Below are 17,547 nucleotides of genomic sequence, written 5' to 3'. Positions count from 1 at the left end.
CCGACGGCCACAGGAGCGACATCCGATGACCACTGATTCCCGCCGCACAGTCCTGCTCACCGGCGCCACCGGCAACTGGGGACGCGCGACTCTGCGTGCCTTTCGCCAGCGCCCCGAGCTCGTCGTGCGCGCCTTCGCCATGCCGACCTCCGCTGACCGAGATGTGCTCGACGAGTTCCGCGACATGACGAACCTGCAGATCGCGTGGGGCGACCTTACCCGGTACGACGATGTCCTCGCCGCAATCACAGGCGTCGATGTCGTGCTGCACGTCGGTGCCGTCGTTTCGCCGCACGCCGACGAGAACCCCGCGCTCGCCCGCCGGGTGAATATCGGCTCCATGCAGAACATCATCCGGGCCGTACGAGCGCAGCCGGACCCGGGTGCGGTCGCCGTCGTGGGCATCGGATCCGTCGCAGAGACCGGAGACCGCCAGAAGCCGGTGCACTGGGGACGTGTGGGCGACCCCCTGCGGGTGTCGCAGTTCGACGAGTACGGGCAGACCAAGGTCATCGCCGAGCGGCTGCTCATCGACTCCGGCCTGCCGAAGTGGGCGTGGCTCCGGCAGACCGGCATCTTCCATGCCGGCATGCTCGAGATCCGAGACCCGATCATGACCCACTCGCCGTTCAACGGCGTCATGGAATGGGTGTCGGCGGAGGACTCCGCCCGGCTGCTCGTCGGAGTGTCCTCTCCCGAGGTGCCAGACGAGTTCTGGGGCGGGATCTACAACGTCGGCAGAGGAGAGGACTGGCGACTGACGAACTGGCAGCTGCAGACCACCATGGGGGCAGCGATGGGCGTCCCCGACATCCGCCGCTGGTACGACCGGAACTGGTTCGCGCTGCAGAACTTCCATGGGCAGTGGTACACCGACAGCGACGACCTTCAGGAGCTTGTCCCGTACCGGCAGGACTCCTTCACAGAATCGCTCGCCCGCGCGATCGCGGCGGCGCCTGTCTCGGTCCGATCGGCCGGAAAGGTCCCGCCGTGGATCGTGAAGAACGTCGTCATGCGCCCGCTGACCCGTAAGCCGCGCGGAACGATGGCCGCGGTTCGTGCACGCGACACCGATGTAGTCGCCGCGTACTACGGCTCTCGGCAAGCCTTCGAGGCCATCGGCGGCTGGGACACCTTCACGCCGCCCACGCCCTCACGCACCCCCACGTTCCTCGATCACGGCTACGACGAATCAAAGCCGCGCTCAGAATGGTCGACCCTTGACTACCTCGAAGCCGCCGCTTTCCGCGGGGGCGACCTGCTCAGCCAGCCGACGACAGGCGACGTGACGACACCCCTCGTTTGGAGATGCGCCCTCGGCCACGTCTTCGCGGGCAGCCCCCGCCTCATTCTGACCGGCGGCCACTGGTGCCCCGACTGCACCTGCGACCCATCGACATACGAGCGTCAAGCACAGGGCAACCTGTTCCTCCGCCAAGTCGTCTCACCTGAAATCAACGGCCAGCTCCTACGCGCCGAGGCCCGCGACTTCATCGCCCAGTAAGTCGCGCCACACCTCGACTCCGCCCGATCAGAAACCAGACCGGGCAAAGAGTAATGAAACTCCGGCTGCACCCCGAGGGTTCTGTGGAAGCGCCACTGACTGCGATTGCCCGCTGACGCCCGGCTTGCGTGCGGTGGCCGCTTGGGGATCGACCTCGCCGCCCGGGTTGGGGATCGAGAACACACACTCGATGAGCGATTCGCCAAGCCCCATGACCGGTAAGCCGAAGGCATGCGGACTGTAGTGAAACCCCGGGCTCGGCGCGGAGCCCGGGGTCAGCAGTCACTGGACGCTGCCGAAGAAGGCGTGGATGTCGTTCGCGAGCAGTTCGGGCGCCTCCATGGCGGGGAAGTGGCCGCCCTCGGCGAACTCGCTCCAGTGGCCGATGTATCCTGCGGGGTCCATCGCGCGCCTCACGAGCGGGTCGGCGTCGAACACCGCCCAGCCGGACGGGACCTCTGTGGGCATGACGATTCCGACCTCGGAGTGCGCAGCTTCGTAGTAGAACTGCGCGCTGGACTCGCCGCTGCGGGTGTACCAGTAGAGGCTGACGTTCGTCAGGAGTTGGTCGCGGTCGACCGATTCGTCGGGCGTACCGAGCCCGTGCCTGGTGTGGAACTTCTCGACAATCCATGCCAGCTGGCCGACCGGCGAGTCGGTGAGTGCGGGGCCGATCGTGTCGGGCTTGTGGTTCTGCATCTCTAGGTAGCCGCGCTCGGATGCCGCGTCGGCACGCATCGCATCGAGCTGCGCCTGCTCCCCGGGGGTGAGTCCTTCTGGGACCGGGAAAAGCACGCCGATGAGCCCGAGCAGTCGCTGCTCGGTACCGAAGTGCGCGCCGATGACCCGATCCGGGTGAAGCGCGGCGAGGCGCCACATGATTCCCGACCCGAGGTCGGTGGCATGGGCGGCGAACCGTTCGTACCCGAGGCGGGTCATGATGTCGGCGTAGGCCTCGGTCGTGCGCGCCAGCTCCCACCCGGGTGCCGACAGCGGGGTGGAGAACGCGAAGCCGGGCGGCGACGGTATGACGACGTGGAACTCGTCGGTGAGCAGCGGGATCAGCCGCTGGTACTCGGCGAACGAACCGGGCCAGCCGTGGATGAGCAGCAACGGGACAGCATCCGGGTTCGCTGAGCGTTCATGGACGACGTGGAATGTCTGCCCGTCGACGAGGGTCGTGTACTGCTCGTACTGGTTCAGCTGCTCCTCCTGTGCGCGCCAGTCGAACCCGGCATGCCAGTGCGCTGCGAGTTCCTGCAGGTATGTCAGGGGGATGCCGCGGCTGAAGTCGTCGCGGTCGCCGCGGCCCGGAACGGGGTGGGGCCAGCGCGTGTGTGCCAGCCGGTTGTTCAGGTCGTCGAGGTCGGCCTGCGGGATGTGGATGCGGAAGGGAGTGAGATCGGTGCGCTTGTTCATGGCATCCACGATTCAGGTGAATGCGGCAGACAAGCTTCCGCGATTCCTGGAATGATCGGGGTCATGTTGGAGACGTCGGCGCGCTTGCTCCAGCTGCTGTCGCTGCTGCAGCTCAAGCGCGACTGGACGAGTGTCGAACTTGCCAGGCGCCTCGCTGTGAGCGCGCGGACGGTGCGCGCCGACATCGGAAAGCTGCGATCACTCGGCTACCCGGTCGACGCACGCCCTGGCGTCGCCGGAGGATACCGGCTCGCCGCCGGCACCGCGATGCCCCCGCTGCTTCTCGACGACGACGAAGCCGTCGCCGTCGCGGTGGGACTTGGTGCGATGGCGACCGCGAGTCTCGGCGTCGAGGAGACCGCCCTTACCGCGCTTGCCAAGCTGGAGCAGGTGCTCCCCGCGCGCCTGCGCTCACGCGTCGACGCTATTCGGGAAGCGACGAGCGTCGTCTCCAGCGCGGAACCACTCGTCGACCTCGAAGCACTCGGCGCGATCGCCGCCGCGATCCGTGGTCACGAACGACTCCGGTTCGGCTACACGAAGCCCGGCGGCACCGAGGAGGCGCGCCACGTCGAACCGCAGCGGCTCGTGAGTTGGGGGCCGCTGTGGTACCTCCTGGCGTGGGACCTGGACCGTGACGACTGGCGAATCTTCCGCGTCGACCGCCTGACACGCCGCTCACCGACGGGATCCCGGTTCCGGCCGCGCATCATCCCCGAGGACGATGTCGTCCAATACGTCGTCCGAAGCCTCATGCGGGCGGGACGGACATATCGCGCCCGAGTGCTCGTACACGCACCCGCGGCCGCGGTCGCCGCCAAAAGCCCCATCCCGCTCGACATCGAGGCGATCGACGACACCACGTGCCGCGTCGAACTCGGCTCAGACGACCCCCACCGGCTCGCGCACTGGTTGATGCAACTCGACGTCGACCTCGAGGTCATCGAGGGGGACGAGGTGGCGGCAGCGTTCGAGAGGCTCGCAGAGCGGTATCGACGTGCGGCAGGTGCATGGGGCAGCAGACAGTGCGGCCGATGTCGCCCGCCCGTGACGCCCCGCCCGCGTGCAATGCACGATTGAGGATGCCCTTCGCACGCGCTCACGCCCGCACGCAGCCGACGACTACCGTGCAATGCCCGTATGCTGGTCCGCCTCGGGTGCGCCCCCGTGGTGCCGATGGCACGCTCGGCGCATGAATGCAACACAGATTGGCTATGCCAGAGTCTCCACCGCCGATCAGGACCTCACGGCGCAGCGTGACGCGCTCCTCCGACGCGGGGTGCTCGATTCGAACATCTACGTCGATCATGGATTGACCGGCACGAACCGTGCAGGGCCTGGGTTGCGGCAGGCGCTCGCCGCGGTCCGCGAAGGTGACACCCTCGTGGTGACCAAACTCGATCGGCTCGCCCGATCCGTGCGGGACGCACGCGATATCGCCGATGAGCTGACGGCCAAAGGCGTCGCCCTGGATCTCGGAGGCAGCAGATACGACCCGTCCGATCCGGTCGGGCGATTGTCGTCCAACGTGCTCCCGATGGTCGCCGAGTTCGAACGTGACCTGATCAGCATGCGCACGAAAGAAGGGATGGCGGTCGCCCACGCGAAAGGTCACCTGGAGGGCAAGCAGCCCAAGTTGTCGACCACCCAACGGAAGCTACTGTTCGATGTGCAGGACCGCGGCGAATACACCCCGACGGAGATCGCCGAGTTGTTCAGCGTCTCCCGCGCGACGGTGTACCGAGAGCTGCGGCGCCGCCGTCTGGCGCTTCTCGCCACCTGCGAAGCACACATCATCTAATACCCATCGTTCCGCGGCCACCCGCCGCTGCCCCACGCGCGACGGCAAGCGACCGCGGCACCCATACGACTGGCGATCCCCACCCTGGGCGGCCTAGCCGGAATCACATTTTCGTATTACGATTCGACTATGACAGGCGGTGAGACTATCAACGGTGTGCCGGTCACCGAACAGCAGATCACGGCATGGGCGGCCGAAGCCGAGGCCGGCTACGACGTCGACGCCCTGAAGCGTCGCGGACGCGGACGCCCGGGGCGTGGCGCGGAGCCCGCGCAAGTGGTGGCACTGCGCCTGACCACCGATGAGCTCGCCGCACTCGACGCCCGTGCCGCCCGAGAACACAAGTCACGGTCGGAGCTGATCCGCGAGGCGATCGCCGCGTACGCGGCGTGAACATCCACGACGCCGCACTCAAGCACGGAGTCGCGCCTGACGACATCCGGCAAGCAGCATCCTGGCCTCTCTGGGTCGAACACCTTGACGACGAGTCACCCGCCCGCCAGCTACGACTCGGCTTCGACACGCAAGGACGCCTGCTCGAGACCGTCGTCCTCGTCTTCGACAGCGGCAACGAGCTCGTCATCCACGCGATGAAGGCGCGACCACAAATGCTCGACCTTCTGCCCTGATTCATCGCCCATCGCACGTCGCGCCGGTCGCAACGCGAACGCCACGGTCCCTCCAACGTCGGCACCCAACCGAAGGCCGCGATCCGGGTCAATCGATCCCACCGCCGGTCGAGTGAGGTACTCGGTCGATAACCGATCGCGAACTCCTGAGAAGGACGGGACGGATGCTGCGGCCCGCGGCCGCGCCGAGTCAGCTGTTGTTCGACGACGACTTGTCGGGCAGGTAGGGCTCGATCGCGGCCGCCAGCTTGGCGGGTGTCATCGACTGCAGCCAGACGTGCCCGGGACCGTGCAGATGAGCGAGTAACATCGAGTCGCCGAACAGCTTGTTCTTGATGCCCTTGATGCTCGCGAACTCCAGCTGCATACTCGCGCGGAACAGCGCGAGATGCCCGGGGTGGATCAGCAGCGACTGACCCGGCAGCAGTTCGTACTCGACGATCTCGCCGGCCAGCTGCACCCAGGCGGTGCCGTTGCTGGTGAGCTTCTGGAACACGACTACCCTGTGCGCTAACCCAGCGGGTCGGCCGGATGCGCGTGCAGGCACCGCTCGCTGGCGATCCGCGTTTGCGGATCCCGACGACCGGGAATGTGGCGGTGGGCGATCAGAAGCCGCTGGACGTCGTCGTCCCGCGCCCGGGAGAACAGCAGCCCGAGTACGCCAGCTGGTCATCGCTCAGTGGGCGAGGTCGTTCAACGGGCGGGAACCGGTCTTGTCGAGGGGGGCAGTCCGGTGGGAGCCTACGCATGTGCGCGTGTTGTGTGCGACAACGGCTAACGACGGCCATTTCGGACCGCTCTCGCCGTTCGCGCGAGCCCTGGCCGACGCGGGACACGAGGTCCGCGTGGCTGCGCCCGCCTCGTACGCAAGAGCGGTGGTCAAGGCGGGCTTCACACACGAACCGTTCGCCGACGGGCCGCGTGAGCTGATAGGCGCTGTCATGGGCAGGCTGCCGACCTTGGCGTTCGAGGAGGCCGACGACCTCGTCGTGCGTGAGGTGTTCGGCAGGATCGATGCGCAGGCCGCACTGCCCTCGCTCCTGGAGACAGTCGAGCGTTGGCATCCTGACCTCGTGCTCCGCGAGAGCGCTGAGCTCGCCTCTCTCGCCGCTGCCGAGCGGGCCGGAGTTCCGCACGTGCACGTCAGCATCGGCATGCACGAGATCCTGACGCGATTCGCAGCGGCGATCACCGATCCGCTGGAGGAACTCGGGCGCCTGGCCGGGCTGGCCGAGGGCCGAGTAAGCTTTGCGCTGGCCTCCGAGACTGTGCTCAGCGTGGTGCCCGAGATGCTCGACCACGGTGGTGAGCCGGCCCCGCCCGAAAGCGCGCATTTCCTGCGGTTCCACGTGCCTGCGTCTGCCTCCAACGCTCCCCGCCTTCCGGACTGGGGCGATCCGGCGGCCCCGTTGATCTACGTCACCTTCGGCTCAGTCACCGGTTCACTGCCCTCGTTCGCCGGCGTCTTCCGGCAGGCGCTCGATGCCTTGGCTGACGTCGACGCGCGTGTGCTGATGACGGTCGGGCGGAAAGTTGACCCCGACGAGCTGGGACCCCTGCCGTCCAACGCCCATGTCAAGCAGTGGTGGCCGCAGGATGCCGTGCTCCGACAGGCCGCGGCGATGCTCGGGCACGGCGGGTTCGGAACTACCATGGGCGCGCTGGGCGCGGGAGTCCCTCAGGTGGTCGTTCCGCTGTTCACGTCCGACCAGGTGGTCAACGGCGACCACGTCGCGGCGGTGGGTGCCGGAATCACCGTCGAGCGGGGGCCGGCCTCTGTGCAGCTCGCCGCAGCAGAGGTGCCCCGCCTGCTGACAGATCCGACATACGTCGATTCCGCTCGTCGCGTCGCAGCAGCGATCGCGGACCTGCCCTCAACCGCCGAGGCCGTCCATACCCTGGCCGGCCTGATCGATTGAAAGCATGCTCGTCCTCTCAGCACCGCGCGGCACGTCTACCTCAGTCACCGCTTGCTGCTGCGGGTGACGCCAGCACGAAACGGTGGTGGGGGGTGACGGGGGCCGCCCGACGTCCTGAAGCGCGCCGGACGCCGGCGCCGTGATTCGCTACCAAGCCCAGCAAGCAGGCGTGGCAGTGCTCACCATCCCCGCCGCCGACAACTGACCCACTGCCGCATCTCGGCGCGTAGCGCAAGCCCTCGCCGAAGCGCGCGAGGGTCCTTAGCGTTGAAGCGCCCGGGAGAAGCCCGGATCTGTGACGGAAGGAACCGCGATGGGACTTGACGACAAGATCAAGAACGCCGCTCAGGAGGCGACCGGCAGGGCGAAGGAAGCTGTCGGTGACGCCACCGACAACGAGCGCCTTCAAGCGGAGGGGCACGCCGACCGCACCGAGGCGAACCTGAAGCAGGCCGGCGAAAACGTCAAGGACGCGTTCAAGTAGGCCTGACACGGCAGAAGCGTCTCCCGGTTGGGAGACGCTTCTGCATTTCAGCCTTTGAATCGGGCCAGCACGATATCGGCGCCGGTGGGCACGGGGGAGCTATGACGAAGAAGAGCAATGCGAAGACGTCGGTGCGGAGGGTGCCCGAGCGGGCGTACAAGGCCGAGCTGAAGCGTCTCCAGATCGAGTTGGTCGAGATGCAGCGATGGGTCGCGAAATCAGGCGCGCGTGTCCTGGTGATCTTCGAGGGCCGTGACGCAGCCGGTAAAGGGGGAGCGATCAAACGGGTCACCGCGTACCTGAATCCTCGGCATACCCGCGTGGTCGCGCTTCCCAAGCCGTCCAAGCGCGAGCGCGGTCAGTGGTACTTCCAGCGGTACATCGAGCATCTGCCCAGCAAAGGTGAGATCGTCCTGATGGACCGATCCTGGTACAACCGAGCCGGAGTGGAGCGGGTCATGGGGTACTGCACGGATGAGCAGTACCAGCGGTTCCTGCGGCAGGCGCCGGTGCTGGAGCAACAGCTCATCGAGGACGGCATCATCCTCATCAAGTACTGGTTCTCCGTGTCGGATGACGAGCAGCAGGCGCGCTTTCTCGCGCGGCGTGAAGATCCGATGAAACTGTGGAAGCTGTCGCCGACGGACCTGGAGTCGATTCGCCGATGGGAGGACTACTCCCGTGCGAAGGACGCCATGTTCGCCGCCACCGACACAGCAGGTTCACCGTGGTGGGTCGTTGAGAGCGACGACAAGCGCAGCGCGCGCTTGAACGTGATCAACCATCTGCTCGAAAGCGTCCCGTACCACCATCTTGATCGGCCGAAGATCGATATTCCCGAACGCCCCAACGCAGACGACTACGAGCGACCACCCATCGAGCAATTCCGGTACGTTCCCGACATCGCCGCGCAACTCCGCAAGAAATCAGGCGGGAGCCCGTGAAGCGGGTGACTCACTCGACTTCCCGATGACCCGGGTCAGTCCCAGGTGTGCACCGGCTCGTTCGAGTGCATCGCCGCCTGGTATTCCAGCAGGGTGGCTCTGAGGGCGTCGTAGCGTTCCATGCGCGAGCGGCGTTCCATCCGGCTGACGAACCACTCGGCTCCGGTGACGCCGGTCAGGCACCGTTGCTCGATGATGCCCAGCAGACGGTCGCGTTCCGCCGTCCCGACACCCCATGCCTCGAGACCCGCATGGGCGAGCGGCAGCAGTTTCCGCAGGATCACCTCGGTCGCGGGCACTTGCCCGACGCCAGGCCAGTAGATCTGGGCGTCGATGCCGTGACGCGCGGCGGCATGGAAGTTCTCTTCGGCGGTCGCGAACGACATCTGAGACCACAGCGGACGAGCGCTCTCAGCCAGCGAGCGCACCAGCCCGAAGTAGAACGCAGCGTTCGCCAGCATGTCTGCGACGGTCGGACCGGCCGCGAGCAACCGATTCTCCACCCGCAGATGAGGCACGCCCTGAAAGATGTCGTACACGGGCCGGTTCCAGCGGTAGATCGTGCCGTTGTGAAGACGGAGCTCGTGGAGCTGGGGTGTGCCTCCCGACTCGAACACCTGCAACGGGTCTTCATCCTCGACGATCGGCAGCAACGCCGGAAAGAATCGGACGTTCTCCTCGAACAGGTCGAACACGGACGTGATCCACCGCTCGCCGAACCACACCCGCGGACGCACGCCCTGGGCCTTCAGCTCCTCACTGCGCGTGTCCGTCGCCTGCTCGAACAGCGGGATGCGCGTCTCGCGCCACAGCCGGCGCCCCAGCAGATACGGCGAGTTCGCCGACACCGCCAGCTGCACACCCGCAATCGCCTGCGAAGCGTTCCAGTACGCCGCAAACATCGCGGGCGACGTCTGCACGTGGAACTGGGTGCTCGTGCACGCCGCCTCGGGCACGATCGAGTCGGCGGTCGTCTTCAACCGATCGCGCCCGGCGATCGAGATGACGATGTCTTCGCCGCGCGCATCGAGGATCTGCTCATTGAGCAGTCGATACCGCGGATTGGAGCTGAGCGTGCTCGGGCTCAGGTGCTTCTCGGTGAGGGTGGGCAGTATGCCGATCATCACCTGGTGGGCGCCGACGGTCGATGCGCGTTCCTCCGCCTTGTTCAGGCTCTCCCGCAGGCTCTCCTCGAACGTCGAGAGCCCACCGTCCCGCAAGCGCGCAGGCGGCACGTTGATCTCGATATTGAACTGCCCCAGCTCGGTCTGGAACGCCGGATCGGCGATCGCCTGCAGCGCTTCGCTGTTGCGCAGTGCCGGGTCGCCCAGCTCGTCGATGAGGTTGAGCTCCACTTCCAGGCCCGTCAGGGGATCATCCGTGTCGAAGTGGGCCTCGCGCAGCATCCGCGCGAACACATCGAGGTTGCGCCGGACCTTCTCGCGATGGCGGGTTCGATCGGCGCGTGTGAACTCGCGGGCCGGGACGTCTTCTCCCATGACGGCACGATAGACCACGCTTCGGGGGGCCGGAATGCCGGAAGACTCTCCGCCCAGAATGTGGTGACCTAACGATCCGACGATGACCCGGGGTCGTCTTCGATCAACACTTCATCCATGATGAGGTCGTCGTCGCTACGGTCCAGGGTGGCATCACCGTCACGCGATGCGTCGCCGTTCCGAGGTGCCCTCTCCTCTTCGATGGTCGGCTCGACCGGCTGGCCGGTATCGGGGTCGATCGGTTGATTGGTGGACATCGCGTCCTCCTCTACGTTCTCTCGAGGATGACTCTGACCCGTTACCGCGATCCACCGTCAGCGGGTTGACTTGCCTGTCCGACCCTTGTAGTCGCTGCCCCTCCCGCGGCCTACGGAAACGTCGTGCACCATCTGTCCGGCATCTTCCTCGAAGCCGGTCGGTCGGCAAGTCGCCTGTCGGGCGTCATCCGTCGGCGAGCCGGAGGGCGCCCTTGGTGAAGTAGCTCACCTCTCCGGTCGCGTCTTCGACCCCGAAGATCCACTTGCCTGACGGTGTGGCCCGCACATCGATGACCGTGCCTCGCGCGTTGGTTGTGAAGACGTCGTCGCCTGGCTTGAAAACGCGATCGCTCATGCTCCGGATGGTACGGGTCTCACACGGCGGCGAGCCTCCCCCGCGAGGTGGATTTCCTCTCGTACGCACCGGCTGGGTGCGTCGTGCCGCCGGGACGCGGTCGGCTTCGACAAGACCCGACCCCGTCGGTTCCTCAAGGACGGTGCAACCGGTCGATCCGGCCGTCGACCGCGGTGAGCCACATGGTGCCGCATCGGCGGCGCTCCGCCGCCGCGACGACTCAGTGAATCGTCTCGCCGCGCTCGAGCATGGCGACGTATTGGGCGACCCGGGCGGCGCGCGACTCTGGCCGCTTCAGGCTGCTCACGCGGAACGCCATCGCGAAGCGATTCTGCGCCGACAGTGCTGAGAATGCGGCCGCGATCGCCGGCTCTGCGTCGAGTGCCGCCTTGAGCTCGGCGGGGATCTCCCCGTCGCGCTGACGATATGCGGCGTCCCACCGTCCGTCTGCCTTGGCGCGGTCGATCTCGAGCTGGCCGGCGGGCCGCATGCGGCCCTCCTCGATCAGACGGGCGGTGTGCTCGATGTTCACCTTCGACCACAGTCCACGCGGTCGGCGCGGGGTGAACACCTGCAGAAAGTAGTCCGCGTCCAACGACTGCTTCTGCCCGTCGATCCAGCCGAAGCACAGCGCGACATCCAACGCCTCGGCGTAGGTGATGCCCGGCCGGCTCGACGACGCCTTGCGGACGCGCAGCCTCACTCCCTCGGGACCGGGATCGGACTCCAGCCAGCGCTCCCATTCCTCGATCGTGTCGACGCGCAACTCGGGCTTGGCAGAGACGGCGACCATTCTCGAACGGTAGTCCCTGGCACCGACAGCGTCCCGCGAACATGGCACATGATGCAGGTCCGCCCGACGCACCACCGCCCGCGGCCCGCGGCCAACCGCCCGCATTCTCCTACCCATCTCCCAGCCCGCGCGTCTGCGCCCAGGCGTAGCATTTTCCCCATGGAGAGGCGGCATCGGCGCCGGTCACCTGCCCGTTGGCTCTCGATCACCGGCGCATTCGTCCTGGTCGCGGCCGTCGCCGCGGCCGTGGTCATCCCGTCCGCTGCCGATGCCCGAGTGGATCTTCCCGACAAGACCCCCGCCGAGCTACTCGAGTTCGCCGCCGCGAGTGAGGTCACCGCGATGACGGGAACGATCGAGCAGACGTCTGATCTGGGCCTTCCTGACCTCTCGAGCTTCACCGGCGGCTCCGGTGGCGACGATTCACGCGCGGGAATCTCCGACGCCATCGACCTGCTGACCGGTTCGCACACGGCCAACGTGTACCTCGATGGCGACAGGGCGCGACTGCAGGTGCTCGATCGCCTCGCCGAGCGCGACGTGTATGTCGATCGGGCGGCCGGGGAGGGCTGGTTCGTCGACTCCGAGACCAAGAGTGCGACGCACTACACAGTGGACGGTGACATCGGCTCCGCGGAGCATCGGCCTGACGCGACGGTGACGACCCCGCAGCAGATGCTCGACGAAGCTCTCGCGACTCTCGGCGAGTCCACCGAGATCTCGGTGGGCACCGACGGGCGCGTCGCCGGACGCGACGTGTACGAACTGGTGCTCGTCCCGAACGACACCGCCAGTCTCGTCGGGGAGGTGCGGTTCGCGATCGACGGCGAGACGGGCGCTGCGGTCGCGGCATCCGTCACCGCGCGCGGTGCCGACCAACCCGCGTTCGACCTCTCGTTCACGGACATCTCGTTCTCCACTCCCGACCCGGCGACGCTCACGTACACTCCCGCGTCGGGTTACGCCGTCGAGGACGAGACGGTCTCCGCGCCGGACCGTGAGCACGCGGCAAGGCCCGACGCCGGCCAGAGCGGGACCGGGACGGATGCCGTGCATCCGGTCGTGCATGGCGAAGGCTGGACGGCCGTGGTCGAGCTGCCCCAGACCGCCACGCACGCATGGGATGACGGCGGCCCTGATGCGGCGACGCTCGAGAGCCTGACGCAGCCGGCAGCGGGTGGACGCGTTCTCGAGACGGCGCTGGTGACGGTGTACTTCGCGGACGACGGACGCGTCTTCGCGGGTGCTGTCAGCGCCGATCACCTCGCACGGGTTGCGGCCGGCGACTGAGCCCGCAGTGACCGACCTCGCCATCCAGACCTCCGGTCTGACCAAGCGGTTCGGCGTGCAGACGGCCGTGGATGACGTCGCGCTCGACGTGCCGCACGGCGCGGTCTTCGGGTTCCTCGGGCCGAACGGGTCGGGCAAGACCACGACGATCCGGATGCTTCTCGGCCTGGTTCGCCCGACGATGGGGGAGGCTCGCGTCCTCGGGCGACCCGTGCCAGACGCGCTTCACACCGTTCTGCCGAGGGTGGGCGCACTCGTCGAGGGGCCGGCGTTCGCACCGTTCCTCACCGGCAGGCAGAACCTGCACCGATTCGACGCGGCGGGCCGGCACACGGCAACTTCCACTCGCCGGCGACGCGTCGACGATGCACTCGAGCGCGTCGGGCTCACCACCGCGGCCGACAAGAGAGTGCACGCGTATTCGCTGGGCATGAAGCAGCGCCTCGGCATCGCCAACGCACTGCTCACTCCCCGCGAGCTGCTCGTGCTGGACGAGCCGACGAACGGGCTGGACCCGCAGGGGACCCGCGAGGTGCGCGGACTCATCCGCTCCCTCGCCGGCGAGGGAGCGACCGTGTTCGTCTCGAGCCACCTGCTCGCCGAGGTCGAGCAGGTGTGCACACACGTCGGGATCATGAGTGCCGGGCGGCTCGTCGCATCGGGAACGCTCGACGAGCTGCGCCGGGGTGACGGCACGGGCCGCCTCCGGCTGCAGACTCCTGATGTCGCGCGGGCGAGAGAAGTGCTGGAGAGCGCGGGGATTCAGACGACGGATGCCGCACCCTTCACGCTCGTGGGAACGCTCAGCTCGCACGGGCCCGAGCCGGAAGACATCGTGGCGGCGCTCGTGCGCGCCGACGTTCGAGTGCGCGGGGTGACGGTCGAGCGGACCAGCCTCGAGGACAGATTCGTCGAGCTGACGGGGCAGGGCTTCGATGTCGTCGCGTGATGCCGCCTCTCGCCCGACCGACGCCCTGCCGTCGGCCTCGGCCCCGGGCGCCGCCGGGCGCGGGAGCGGCATCCCGGGCCTTCTCGGAAGTGAACTGGCGACGCATTTCCGCCGCCTCCGCACCTGGATGATGTTCGGGGCCCTGGTCCTCATCCCAGTGCTCCTCGGCGTCGCGGTGCGGATCGCGGGCGGCGCCCGTGCCGGCCGCGGGCCCGCGTTCCTCGATCAGATCACCGACAACGGCGTCTTCGTCGGCCTCGCCGCGCTGACGATCGCGATCCCGCTCTTCCTTCCCCTCTCTGTCAGTGTCGTCGCGGGCGACTCGATCGCCGGCGAGGCGAGTCTCGGCACCCTTCGATACCTCCTGGTCGCACCGTCGGGGCGCGTAGCGCTCCTGGCCGTCAAGTACGTCGTCGCCGGTGTCTTCTGCGTGATGGCGACCTTCGCTGTGGTCGCAATGGGCGTGCTCGTCGGTGCGATCCTCTTCGGCGCCGGCCCGCTGACCCTGCTGAGCGGAACACAGGTGAGCCTCGCCGAGGGACTGGCTCGGTGTCTTGCCGTCGTCGCCTACGTGTCGGTGTCGATGCTGGGGCTCGCAGCGATCGGCGTGCTGCTCTCGACGCTCACGACGGTGCCGGTCGGTGCCATGGCGGCCACTGCGTTCCTCGCTGTCGCGGCGCAGATCGTCGGTCAGATCCCGCAGCTGTCGGCGCTTCACCCGTACCTGTTCACCGATCGCTGGTTGGACTTCGGAGACCTCTTGCGCTCGCCGATCTCGTGGGATTCGTTCCTCGATAACGCCCTCCTGCAGGCGATCTGGATCGTCGTCGCAGGAGCGCTCGCCATCTGGCGGTTCACGACCCGCGATGTGCTGACGTAGCCGGCGCGCCGGCGCCCACGATCGACCTCACGTCGGCACCGATCGGTTGCGCAGGTGCTCAGCGGCAGCCTCGAGCACGTCCCTTCTCGCACACGGGTGACCGCATTCGTGCTCGGCGCTCGCGATCGCTAGGAACATCGCGGCACACTCTTGGTGTGAGCGAGCAAGAGGAAGTGCTGATCGCCGTCCACGCCCGTGCGGCGGCGCTCGCACGCGGCGACGCGGCTGCGCTCACGCGGCTACTGCACCGCGACTTCCATTGGACCTCGCATCGCGGTGACCACTTCGACAGGGATGCCTACATCGAGGCGAACACCGGCGGGGCGGTGCGGTGGCATCAGCAAGGTCTGGAGGATCTGGACGTCGTCGTCGTCGACGGGACCGCGGTCGTCTCCTGCACCGTCGTGGATGACGTGACGACGTCTGACGGCCGCACGCGGAACCGGATGCCGGTCACGCAGACCTGGGTGCGCACCTCCGCAGGATGGGAATGTCTCGCAGGTCACGCCGGCCCGCTTTCGGATGCGCGCTGAGCCGTCGGATCGGGATCGAAAGCGACGACAGCTACAGTGGCGAGGTGACAGCGTCCGCCCCACCGAGCCCACGCCCAGCCCCGCAGCCGGGTGCCATCTACTTCGTGGGCCGGGCGGTCCTGCGGCCGCTGTTCTGGCTCCTGTACCGCCCGCGCATCGTCGGCCGAGGAAACGTGCCTGAGCGCGGGCCGGTGCTGCTGGCGAGCAACCACCTCGCGGCGCTCGACACCGTCATCATCCCGACATCCGCGACCCGCCCCGTGCAGTTCCTCATCAAGTCGGCGTACTTCACGGGGTCCGGCATGCCCGGCCGCTTCAAGCGCTGGTTCTTCACGTCGATCGGCGGTGTGCCCGTGTATCGCGCCACCGGTCGCGACGCACGCGCCGCGCTCGACGCGGGCAGCAGCATCCTGCGAGCCGGGAGCGTGTTCGCCGTGTTCCCCGAAGGGAGCCGGTCGCGCGACGGCAAGCTTCACGAGGGTCATGGTGGCGCGGCGTGGATGGCGCGCGAAACCCGCGCCGCGGTCGTGCCCGTCGGGCTCATCGGGACCCGAATCGTCAAGCCGCTCAGCCACCTGCTGCCGGGGAGGCCGCGCGTCGAGGTGCACTTCGGCGAACCGCTCGACCTCGCCGACCTCGAAGGCGTGCCGGACGGCAAGGCGCGACGCGAGATCACCGAGCGCATGATGGCCGCGATCGCCCGCCTGAGCCGACAGGAGCGCTCCGGCAGCGTCAACGCGACGTCGCGCGACTGAGCCGCTGCGGCGCGATCTCCGCCGACGGCGCCTCCTGAAACACCGAGGCAGCCTCACGCCCGATCGCGGCGGGAGTCCCGGCGGACCGCTGGTCCCAGGCTTCGGCGAGGAGCGCGACACCTGCGTCCAGCTCTTCGACGGGCGAGGTGAACGGAATGCGGAGATGTCGTTCGAGGGAGCCGTCGATCGAGAACTTCGGCCCGGCGATGAGCGACATGCCGCGGGCGCGGCAGATCGAGGTGAGGGCGGAGCTGCCGGGGCGGTCGAGTCGCACCCACATCGACAGGCCGCCGTCCGGCCACGGGGTGGTCCACTGCGGCAGCCGGCGAGTGAGGGCTTCGCTGAGCACCGCGCGGTGCTGGTGCAGCAGCCGCTGCCGGCCGAGGATCAGCTCGTCGAAACGGCGGATGACACGCTCGCCGATGAGCTGCTCGATGGGCGGCGTGCCGAGATCCCCGGCGGGGCGTGCCTGCACGAGGCGGCGGACCACGGCCTCGTCGGCGCGGATCCACCCGATCCGCAGTCCACTCCAGATGCTCTTGGAGAGCGACCCGAGAGTGATCACGCCCGAGCCGTCCGGCCATGCGTCGCGGGTGGCGTGGCGGGCGAAGGGGCCGTCATCCCAGGGCCGGTCGATGTTGAGGTCGACGGTGGCTTCGTCGATGACGAGCGTCGTCCCCGCCGCCCGGGCCGTGTGCACCAGCCGGGCGCGGTCCTCAGGCGCCATGGAGGCGCCGGTGGGGTTGTGGAAGTCGGGGATCAGGTAGGCGACGACCGGGCGGGTCCGGCGGATGGTCGCGAGCAGATGCTCGACGTCCCACCCGTCGGTGGTGACGGGGGAGGCGACCAGGCGGGCGCCCGCCCGCTGGAGCGCTTCGTACGCGTGCGGATACGTGGGGGACTCGACCAGCGCGACGTCGCCCCGTGACACCAGGGTGTGCGCCGTCAGGGCGATCGCGTGCTGCCCACCGGTGGTGACGATGATCTGATCGCGGGACGTCGGAAGCCCACGCTGCGTGTACCGCTCGGCCAGGGCATGACGGAGCGCGTCGTGGCCGACGAGGTCGAAGCCCGGGAAGGTGGTGATGTCGGGGAGGTCGGCGGTGGTCTCAGCGATGAGCTCTCGCAGCCCGTCCACGGGTGGCGGGATCGATCCGGCGAAGTTCACCGCCCGCGGCGGACGTTTGGAGACGTCGGCGAGGTGCGGAAGCGTGGCGCGACTGCCCGACCCCTGCCGGCTGACGAGGTGCCCGGAATCGCGCAGTGCCTGGTAGGTGGCGACGATCGTCGTCCTGCTGCGACGGGCCAGGGAGGCGAGTTCACGCTCGGAGGGCAGTCGCGTGTCCACCGGGATGCGCCCGTCGGAGATGAGGGTCCGGATCCGGCCGGCGAGTTCGGTGTAGGCGACAGCCTCCGCTCCGAGGTCGCCGGTCATCGACAGCAGCGCACGCGCCGACATGCGGGTTCCGGTTGCCATGAGTCCAGCATGCGGAAGTGGACCGCGCGGGCAACACCCGCTCGGGTGTTCGCTGGGAC

General features: G+C 68.0%; 20 protein-coding genes. 13 read left to right on the top strand and 7 right to left on the bottom strand.

Features of this window, described 5'->3' with window-relative positions; all coding sequences use genetic code 11:
- The first annotated feature begins 25 nt into the window (after nucleotides 1-25).
- Complete coding sequence (locus IM767_RS02280) at nucleotides 26-1,504, top strand: NAD-dependent epimerase/dehydratase family protein (protein ID WP_109209772.1); 1,479 nt, start codon at nucleotides 26-28, stop codon at nucleotides 1,502-1,504.
- A 282-nt stretch (nucleotides 1,505-1,786) separates the two neighbouring features.
- Here the strand turns inward: IM767_RS02280 and IM767_RS02275 are convergent, their stop codons facing one another.
- Nucleotides 1,787-2,923 (bottom strand): epoxide hydrolase family protein, encoded by a 1,137-nt coding sequence (locus IM767_RS02275; RefSeq protein ID WP_109209771.1) that lies wholly within the window; start codon nucleotides 2,921-2,923, stop codon nucleotides 1,787-1,789.
- A 63-nt stretch (nucleotides 2,924-2,986) separates the two neighbouring features.
- Here IM767_RS02275 and IM767_RS02270 point away from each other — a divergent pair, with 63 nt between their 5' ends.
- The 4 genes from IM767_RS02270 (at nucleotide 2,987) to IM767_RS02255 (ending at nucleotide 5,353) form a co-directional block, all read left to right on the top strand.
- Nucleotides 2,987-4,003 carry a helix-turn-helix transcriptional regulator gene (locus tag IM767_RS02270; RefSeq protein WP_109209807.1) on the top strand — a complete coding sequence of 339 codons (1,017 nt, stop codon included), beginning with the start codon at nucleotides 2,987-2,989 and terminating at the stop codon, nucleotides 4,001-4,003.
- A 112-nt stretch (nucleotides 4,004-4,115) separates the two neighbouring features.
- A complete protein-coding gene (locus tag IM767_RS02265; protein ID WP_109209770.1) occupies nucleotides 4,116-4,724 on the top strand; it encodes a recombinase family protein in 609 nt (202 codons plus the stop codon).
- 129 nt (nucleotides 4,725-4,853) lie between these two features.
- On the top strand, nucleotides 4,854-5,117 hold the full coding sequence (locus IM767_RS02260; protein WP_109209769.1) for a ribbon-helix-helix protein, CopG family: 264 nt from the start codon (nucleotides 4,854-4,856) through the stop codon (nucleotides 5,115-5,117).
- Nucleotides 5,114-5,353: a uracil-DNA glycosylase family protein gene (locus tag IM767_RS02255; protein ID WP_109209768.1), complete on the top strand. Its 240-nt coding sequence runs from the start codon at nucleotides 5,114-5,116 to the stop codon at nucleotides 5,351-5,353. Before IM767_RS02260 ends, IM767_RS02255 begins: the two co-directional genes overlap by 4 nt.
- Nucleotides 5,354-5,543: 190 nt before the next feature.
- Here IM767_RS02255 and IM767_RS21120 read toward each other — a convergent pair whose 3' ends face one another.
- Nucleotides 5,544-5,849: an AIM24 family protein gene (locus IM767_RS21120; RefSeq protein WP_239453244.1), complete on the bottom strand. Its 306-nt coding sequence runs from the start codon at nucleotides 5,847-5,849 to the stop codon at nucleotides 5,544-5,546.
- Between IM767_RS21120 and IM767_RS21115 the strand changes: the two genes are divergently transcribed.
- The 3 genes from IM767_RS21115 to ppk2 all read left to right on the top strand — a co-directional run bounded on the left by IM767_RS21115 (nucleotide 5,821) and on the right by ppk2 (nucleotide 8,700).
- On the top strand, nucleotides 5,821-7,272 hold the full coding sequence (locus IM767_RS21115) for a glycosyltransferase (protein WP_339327379.1): 1,452 nt from the start codon (nucleotides 5,821-5,823) through the stop codon (nucleotides 7,270-7,272). The two genes, IM767_RS21120 and IM767_RS21115, sit on opposite strands and share 29 nt — an antisense overlap.
- Before the next feature lie 313 nt (nucleotides 7,273-7,585).
- Nucleotides 7,586-7,756 (top strand): CsbD family protein, encoded by a 171-nt coding sequence (locus tag IM767_RS02240; RefSeq protein ID WP_109209766.1) that lies wholly within the window; start codon nucleotides 7,586-7,588, stop codon nucleotides 7,754-7,756.
- A 101-nt stretch (nucleotides 7,757-7,857) separates the two neighbouring features.
- Nucleotides 7,858-8,700 carry a polyphosphate kinase 2 gene (ppk2, locus tag IM767_RS02235; protein WP_109209765.1) on the top strand — a complete coding sequence of 281 codons (843 nt, stop codon included), beginning with the start codon at nucleotides 7,858-7,860 and terminating at the stop codon, nucleotides 8,698-8,700.
- Between the two features lie 35 nt (nucleotides 8,701-8,735).
- Here ppk2 and IM767_RS02230 read toward each other — a convergent pair whose 3' ends face one another.
- The 4 genes from IM767_RS02230 to IM767_RS02215 all read right to left on the bottom strand — a co-directional run bounded on the left by IM767_RS02230 (nucleotide 8,736) and on the right by IM767_RS02215 (nucleotide 11,604).
- Entirely contained in the window at nucleotides 8,736-10,199 is a 1,464-nt protein-coding gene (locus tag IM767_RS02230) for a glutamate-cysteine ligase family protein (protein WP_109209806.1), read from the bottom strand.
- Nucleotides 10,200-10,267: 68 nt separating this feature from the next.
- Entirely contained in the window at nucleotides 10,268-10,456 is a 189-nt protein-coding gene (locus IM767_RS02225) for a hypothetical protein (protein WP_109209764.1), read from the bottom strand.
- Between the two features lie 184 nt (nucleotides 10,457-10,640).
- Nucleotides 10,641-10,811 (bottom strand): single stranded DNA-binding domain-containing protein, encoded by a 171-nt coding sequence (locus IM767_RS02220; RefSeq protein ID WP_194398784.1) that lies wholly within the window; start codon nucleotides 10,809-10,811, stop codon nucleotides 10,641-10,643.
- Between the two features lie 220 nt (nucleotides 10,812-11,031).
- A complete protein-coding gene (locus IM767_RS02215; protein ID WP_109209763.1) occupies nucleotides 11,032-11,604 on the bottom strand; it encodes a YdeI/OmpD-associated family protein in 573 nt (190 codons plus the stop codon).
- A gap of 159 nt (nucleotides 11,605-11,763) precedes the next feature.
- Here IM767_RS02215 and IM767_RS02210 point away from each other — a divergent pair, with 159 nt between their 5' ends.
- The 5 genes from IM767_RS02210 (at nucleotide 11,764) to IM767_RS02190 (ending at nucleotide 16,011) form a co-directional block, all read left to right on the top strand.
- Nucleotides 11,764-12,894 (top strand): LolA family protein, encoded by a 1,131-nt coding sequence (locus tag IM767_RS02210; protein WP_109209762.1) that lies wholly within the window; start codon nucleotides 11,764-11,766, stop codon nucleotides 12,892-12,894.
- The gene (locus tag IM767_RS02205; RefSeq protein WP_422613756.1) at nucleotides 12,851-13,843 is read left to right on the top strand and encodes an ABC transporter ATP-binding protein; all 993 of its coding nucleotides are present in this window, start codon (nucleotides 12,851-12,853) and stop codon (nucleotides 13,841-13,843) included. Before IM767_RS02210 ends, IM767_RS02205 begins: the two co-directional genes overlap by 44 nt.
- A complete protein-coding gene (locus tag IM767_RS02200) occupies nucleotides 13,830-14,723 on the top strand; it encodes an ABC transporter permease (RefSeq protein ID WP_109209761.1) in 894 nt (297 codons plus the stop codon). The genes IM767_RS02205 and IM767_RS02200 overlap by 14 nt, the downstream gene beginning before the upstream one ends.
- Before the next feature lie 155 nt (nucleotides 14,724-14,878).
- Nucleotides 14,879-15,256 (top strand): DUF4440 domain-containing protein, encoded by a 378-nt coding sequence (locus IM767_RS02195; RefSeq protein ID WP_162564246.1) that lies wholly within the window; start codon nucleotides 14,879-14,881, stop codon nucleotides 15,254-15,256.
- Between the two features lie 44 nt (nucleotides 15,257-15,300).
- A complete protein-coding gene (locus tag IM767_RS02190; RefSeq protein WP_239453243.1) occupies nucleotides 15,301-16,011 on the top strand; it encodes a lysophospholipid acyltransferase family protein in 711 nt (236 codons plus the stop codon).
- Here IM767_RS02190 and yczR read toward each other — a convergent pair.
- Entirely contained in the window at nucleotides 15,989-17,488 is a 1,500-nt protein-coding gene (gene yczR, locus IM767_RS02185; RefSeq protein ID WP_239453242.1) for a MocR-like transcription factor YczR, read from the bottom strand. The genes IM767_RS02190 and yczR overlap by 23 nt on opposite strands.
- Nucleotides 17,489-17,547: the final 59 nt, after the last annotated feature.

The organism is Microbacterium ureisolvens (genome assembly GCF_015278315.1).
Classification (GTDB): Bacteria; Actinomycetota; Actinomycetes; order Actinomycetales; family Microbacteriaceae; genus Microbacterium; species Microbacterium ureisolvens.
Note: the sequence above shows the minus strand (reverse complement) of the source record. Positions and strands in the feature narration are given on the sequence as shown.

What these genes read in the sequence shown, in the direction of transcription:
- IM767_RS02265 (WP_109209770.1), top strand. Translation starts at nt 4,116, where the DNA reads ATGAATGCAACACAGATTGGCTATGCCAGAGTCTCCACCGCCGATCAG.
- IM767_RS02280 (WP_109209772.1), top strand. Translation starts at nt 26, where the DNA reads ATGACCACTGATTCCCGCCGCACAGTCCTGCTCACCGGCGCCACCGGC.
- IM767_RS02220 (WP_194398784.1), bottom strand. Translation starts at nt 10,811, where the DNA reads ATGAGCGATCGCGTTTTCAAGCCAGGCGACGACGTCTTCACAACCAAC.
- IM767_RS02215 (WP_109209763.1), bottom strand. Translation starts at nt 11,604, where the DNA reads ATGGTCGCCGTCTCTGCCAAGCCCGAGTTGCGCGTCGACACGATCGAG.
- IM767_RS02270 (WP_109209807.1), top strand. Translation starts at nt 2,987, where the DNA reads ATGTTGGAGACGTCGGCGCGCTTGCTCCAGCTGCTGTCGCTGCTGCAG.
- IM767_RS02200 (WP_109209761.1), top strand. Translation starts at nt 13,830, where the DNA reads ATGTCGTCGCGTGATGCCGCCTCTCGCCCGACCGACGCCCTGCCGTCG.
- ppk2 (WP_109209765.1), top strand. Translation starts at nt 7,858, where the DNA reads ATGACGAAGAAGAGCAATGCGAAGACGTCGGTGCGGAGGGTGCCCGAG.
- IM767_RS02260 (WP_109209769.1), top strand. Translation starts at nt 4,854, where the DNA reads ATGACAGGCGGTGAGACTATCAACGGTGTGCCGGTCACCGAACAGCAG.
- yczR (WP_239453242.1), bottom strand. Translation starts at nt 17,488, where the DNA reads ATGGCAACCGGAACCCGCATGTCGGCGCGTGCGCTGCTGTCGATGACC.
- IM767_RS02230 (WP_109209806.1), bottom strand. Translation starts at nt 10,199, where the DNA reads ATGGGAGAAGACGTCCCGGCCCGCGAGTTCACACGCGCCGATCGAACC.
- IM767_RS02275 (WP_109209771.1), bottom strand. Translation starts at nt 2,923, where the DNA reads ATGAACAAGCGCACCGATCTCACTCCCTTCCGCATCCACATCCCGCAG.
- IM767_RS02210 (WP_109209762.1), top strand. Translation starts at nt 11,764, where the DNA reads ATGGAGAGGCGGCATCGGCGCCGGTCACCTGCCCGTTGGCTCTCGATC.
- IM767_RS02225 (WP_109209764.1), bottom strand. Translation starts at nt 10,456, where the DNA reads ATGTCCACCAATCAACCGATCGACCCCGATACCGGCCAGCCGGTCGAG.
- IM767_RS02240 (WP_109209766.1), top strand. Translation starts at nt 7,586, where the DNA reads ATGGGACTTGACGACAAGATCAAGAACGCCGCTCAGGAGGCGACCGGC.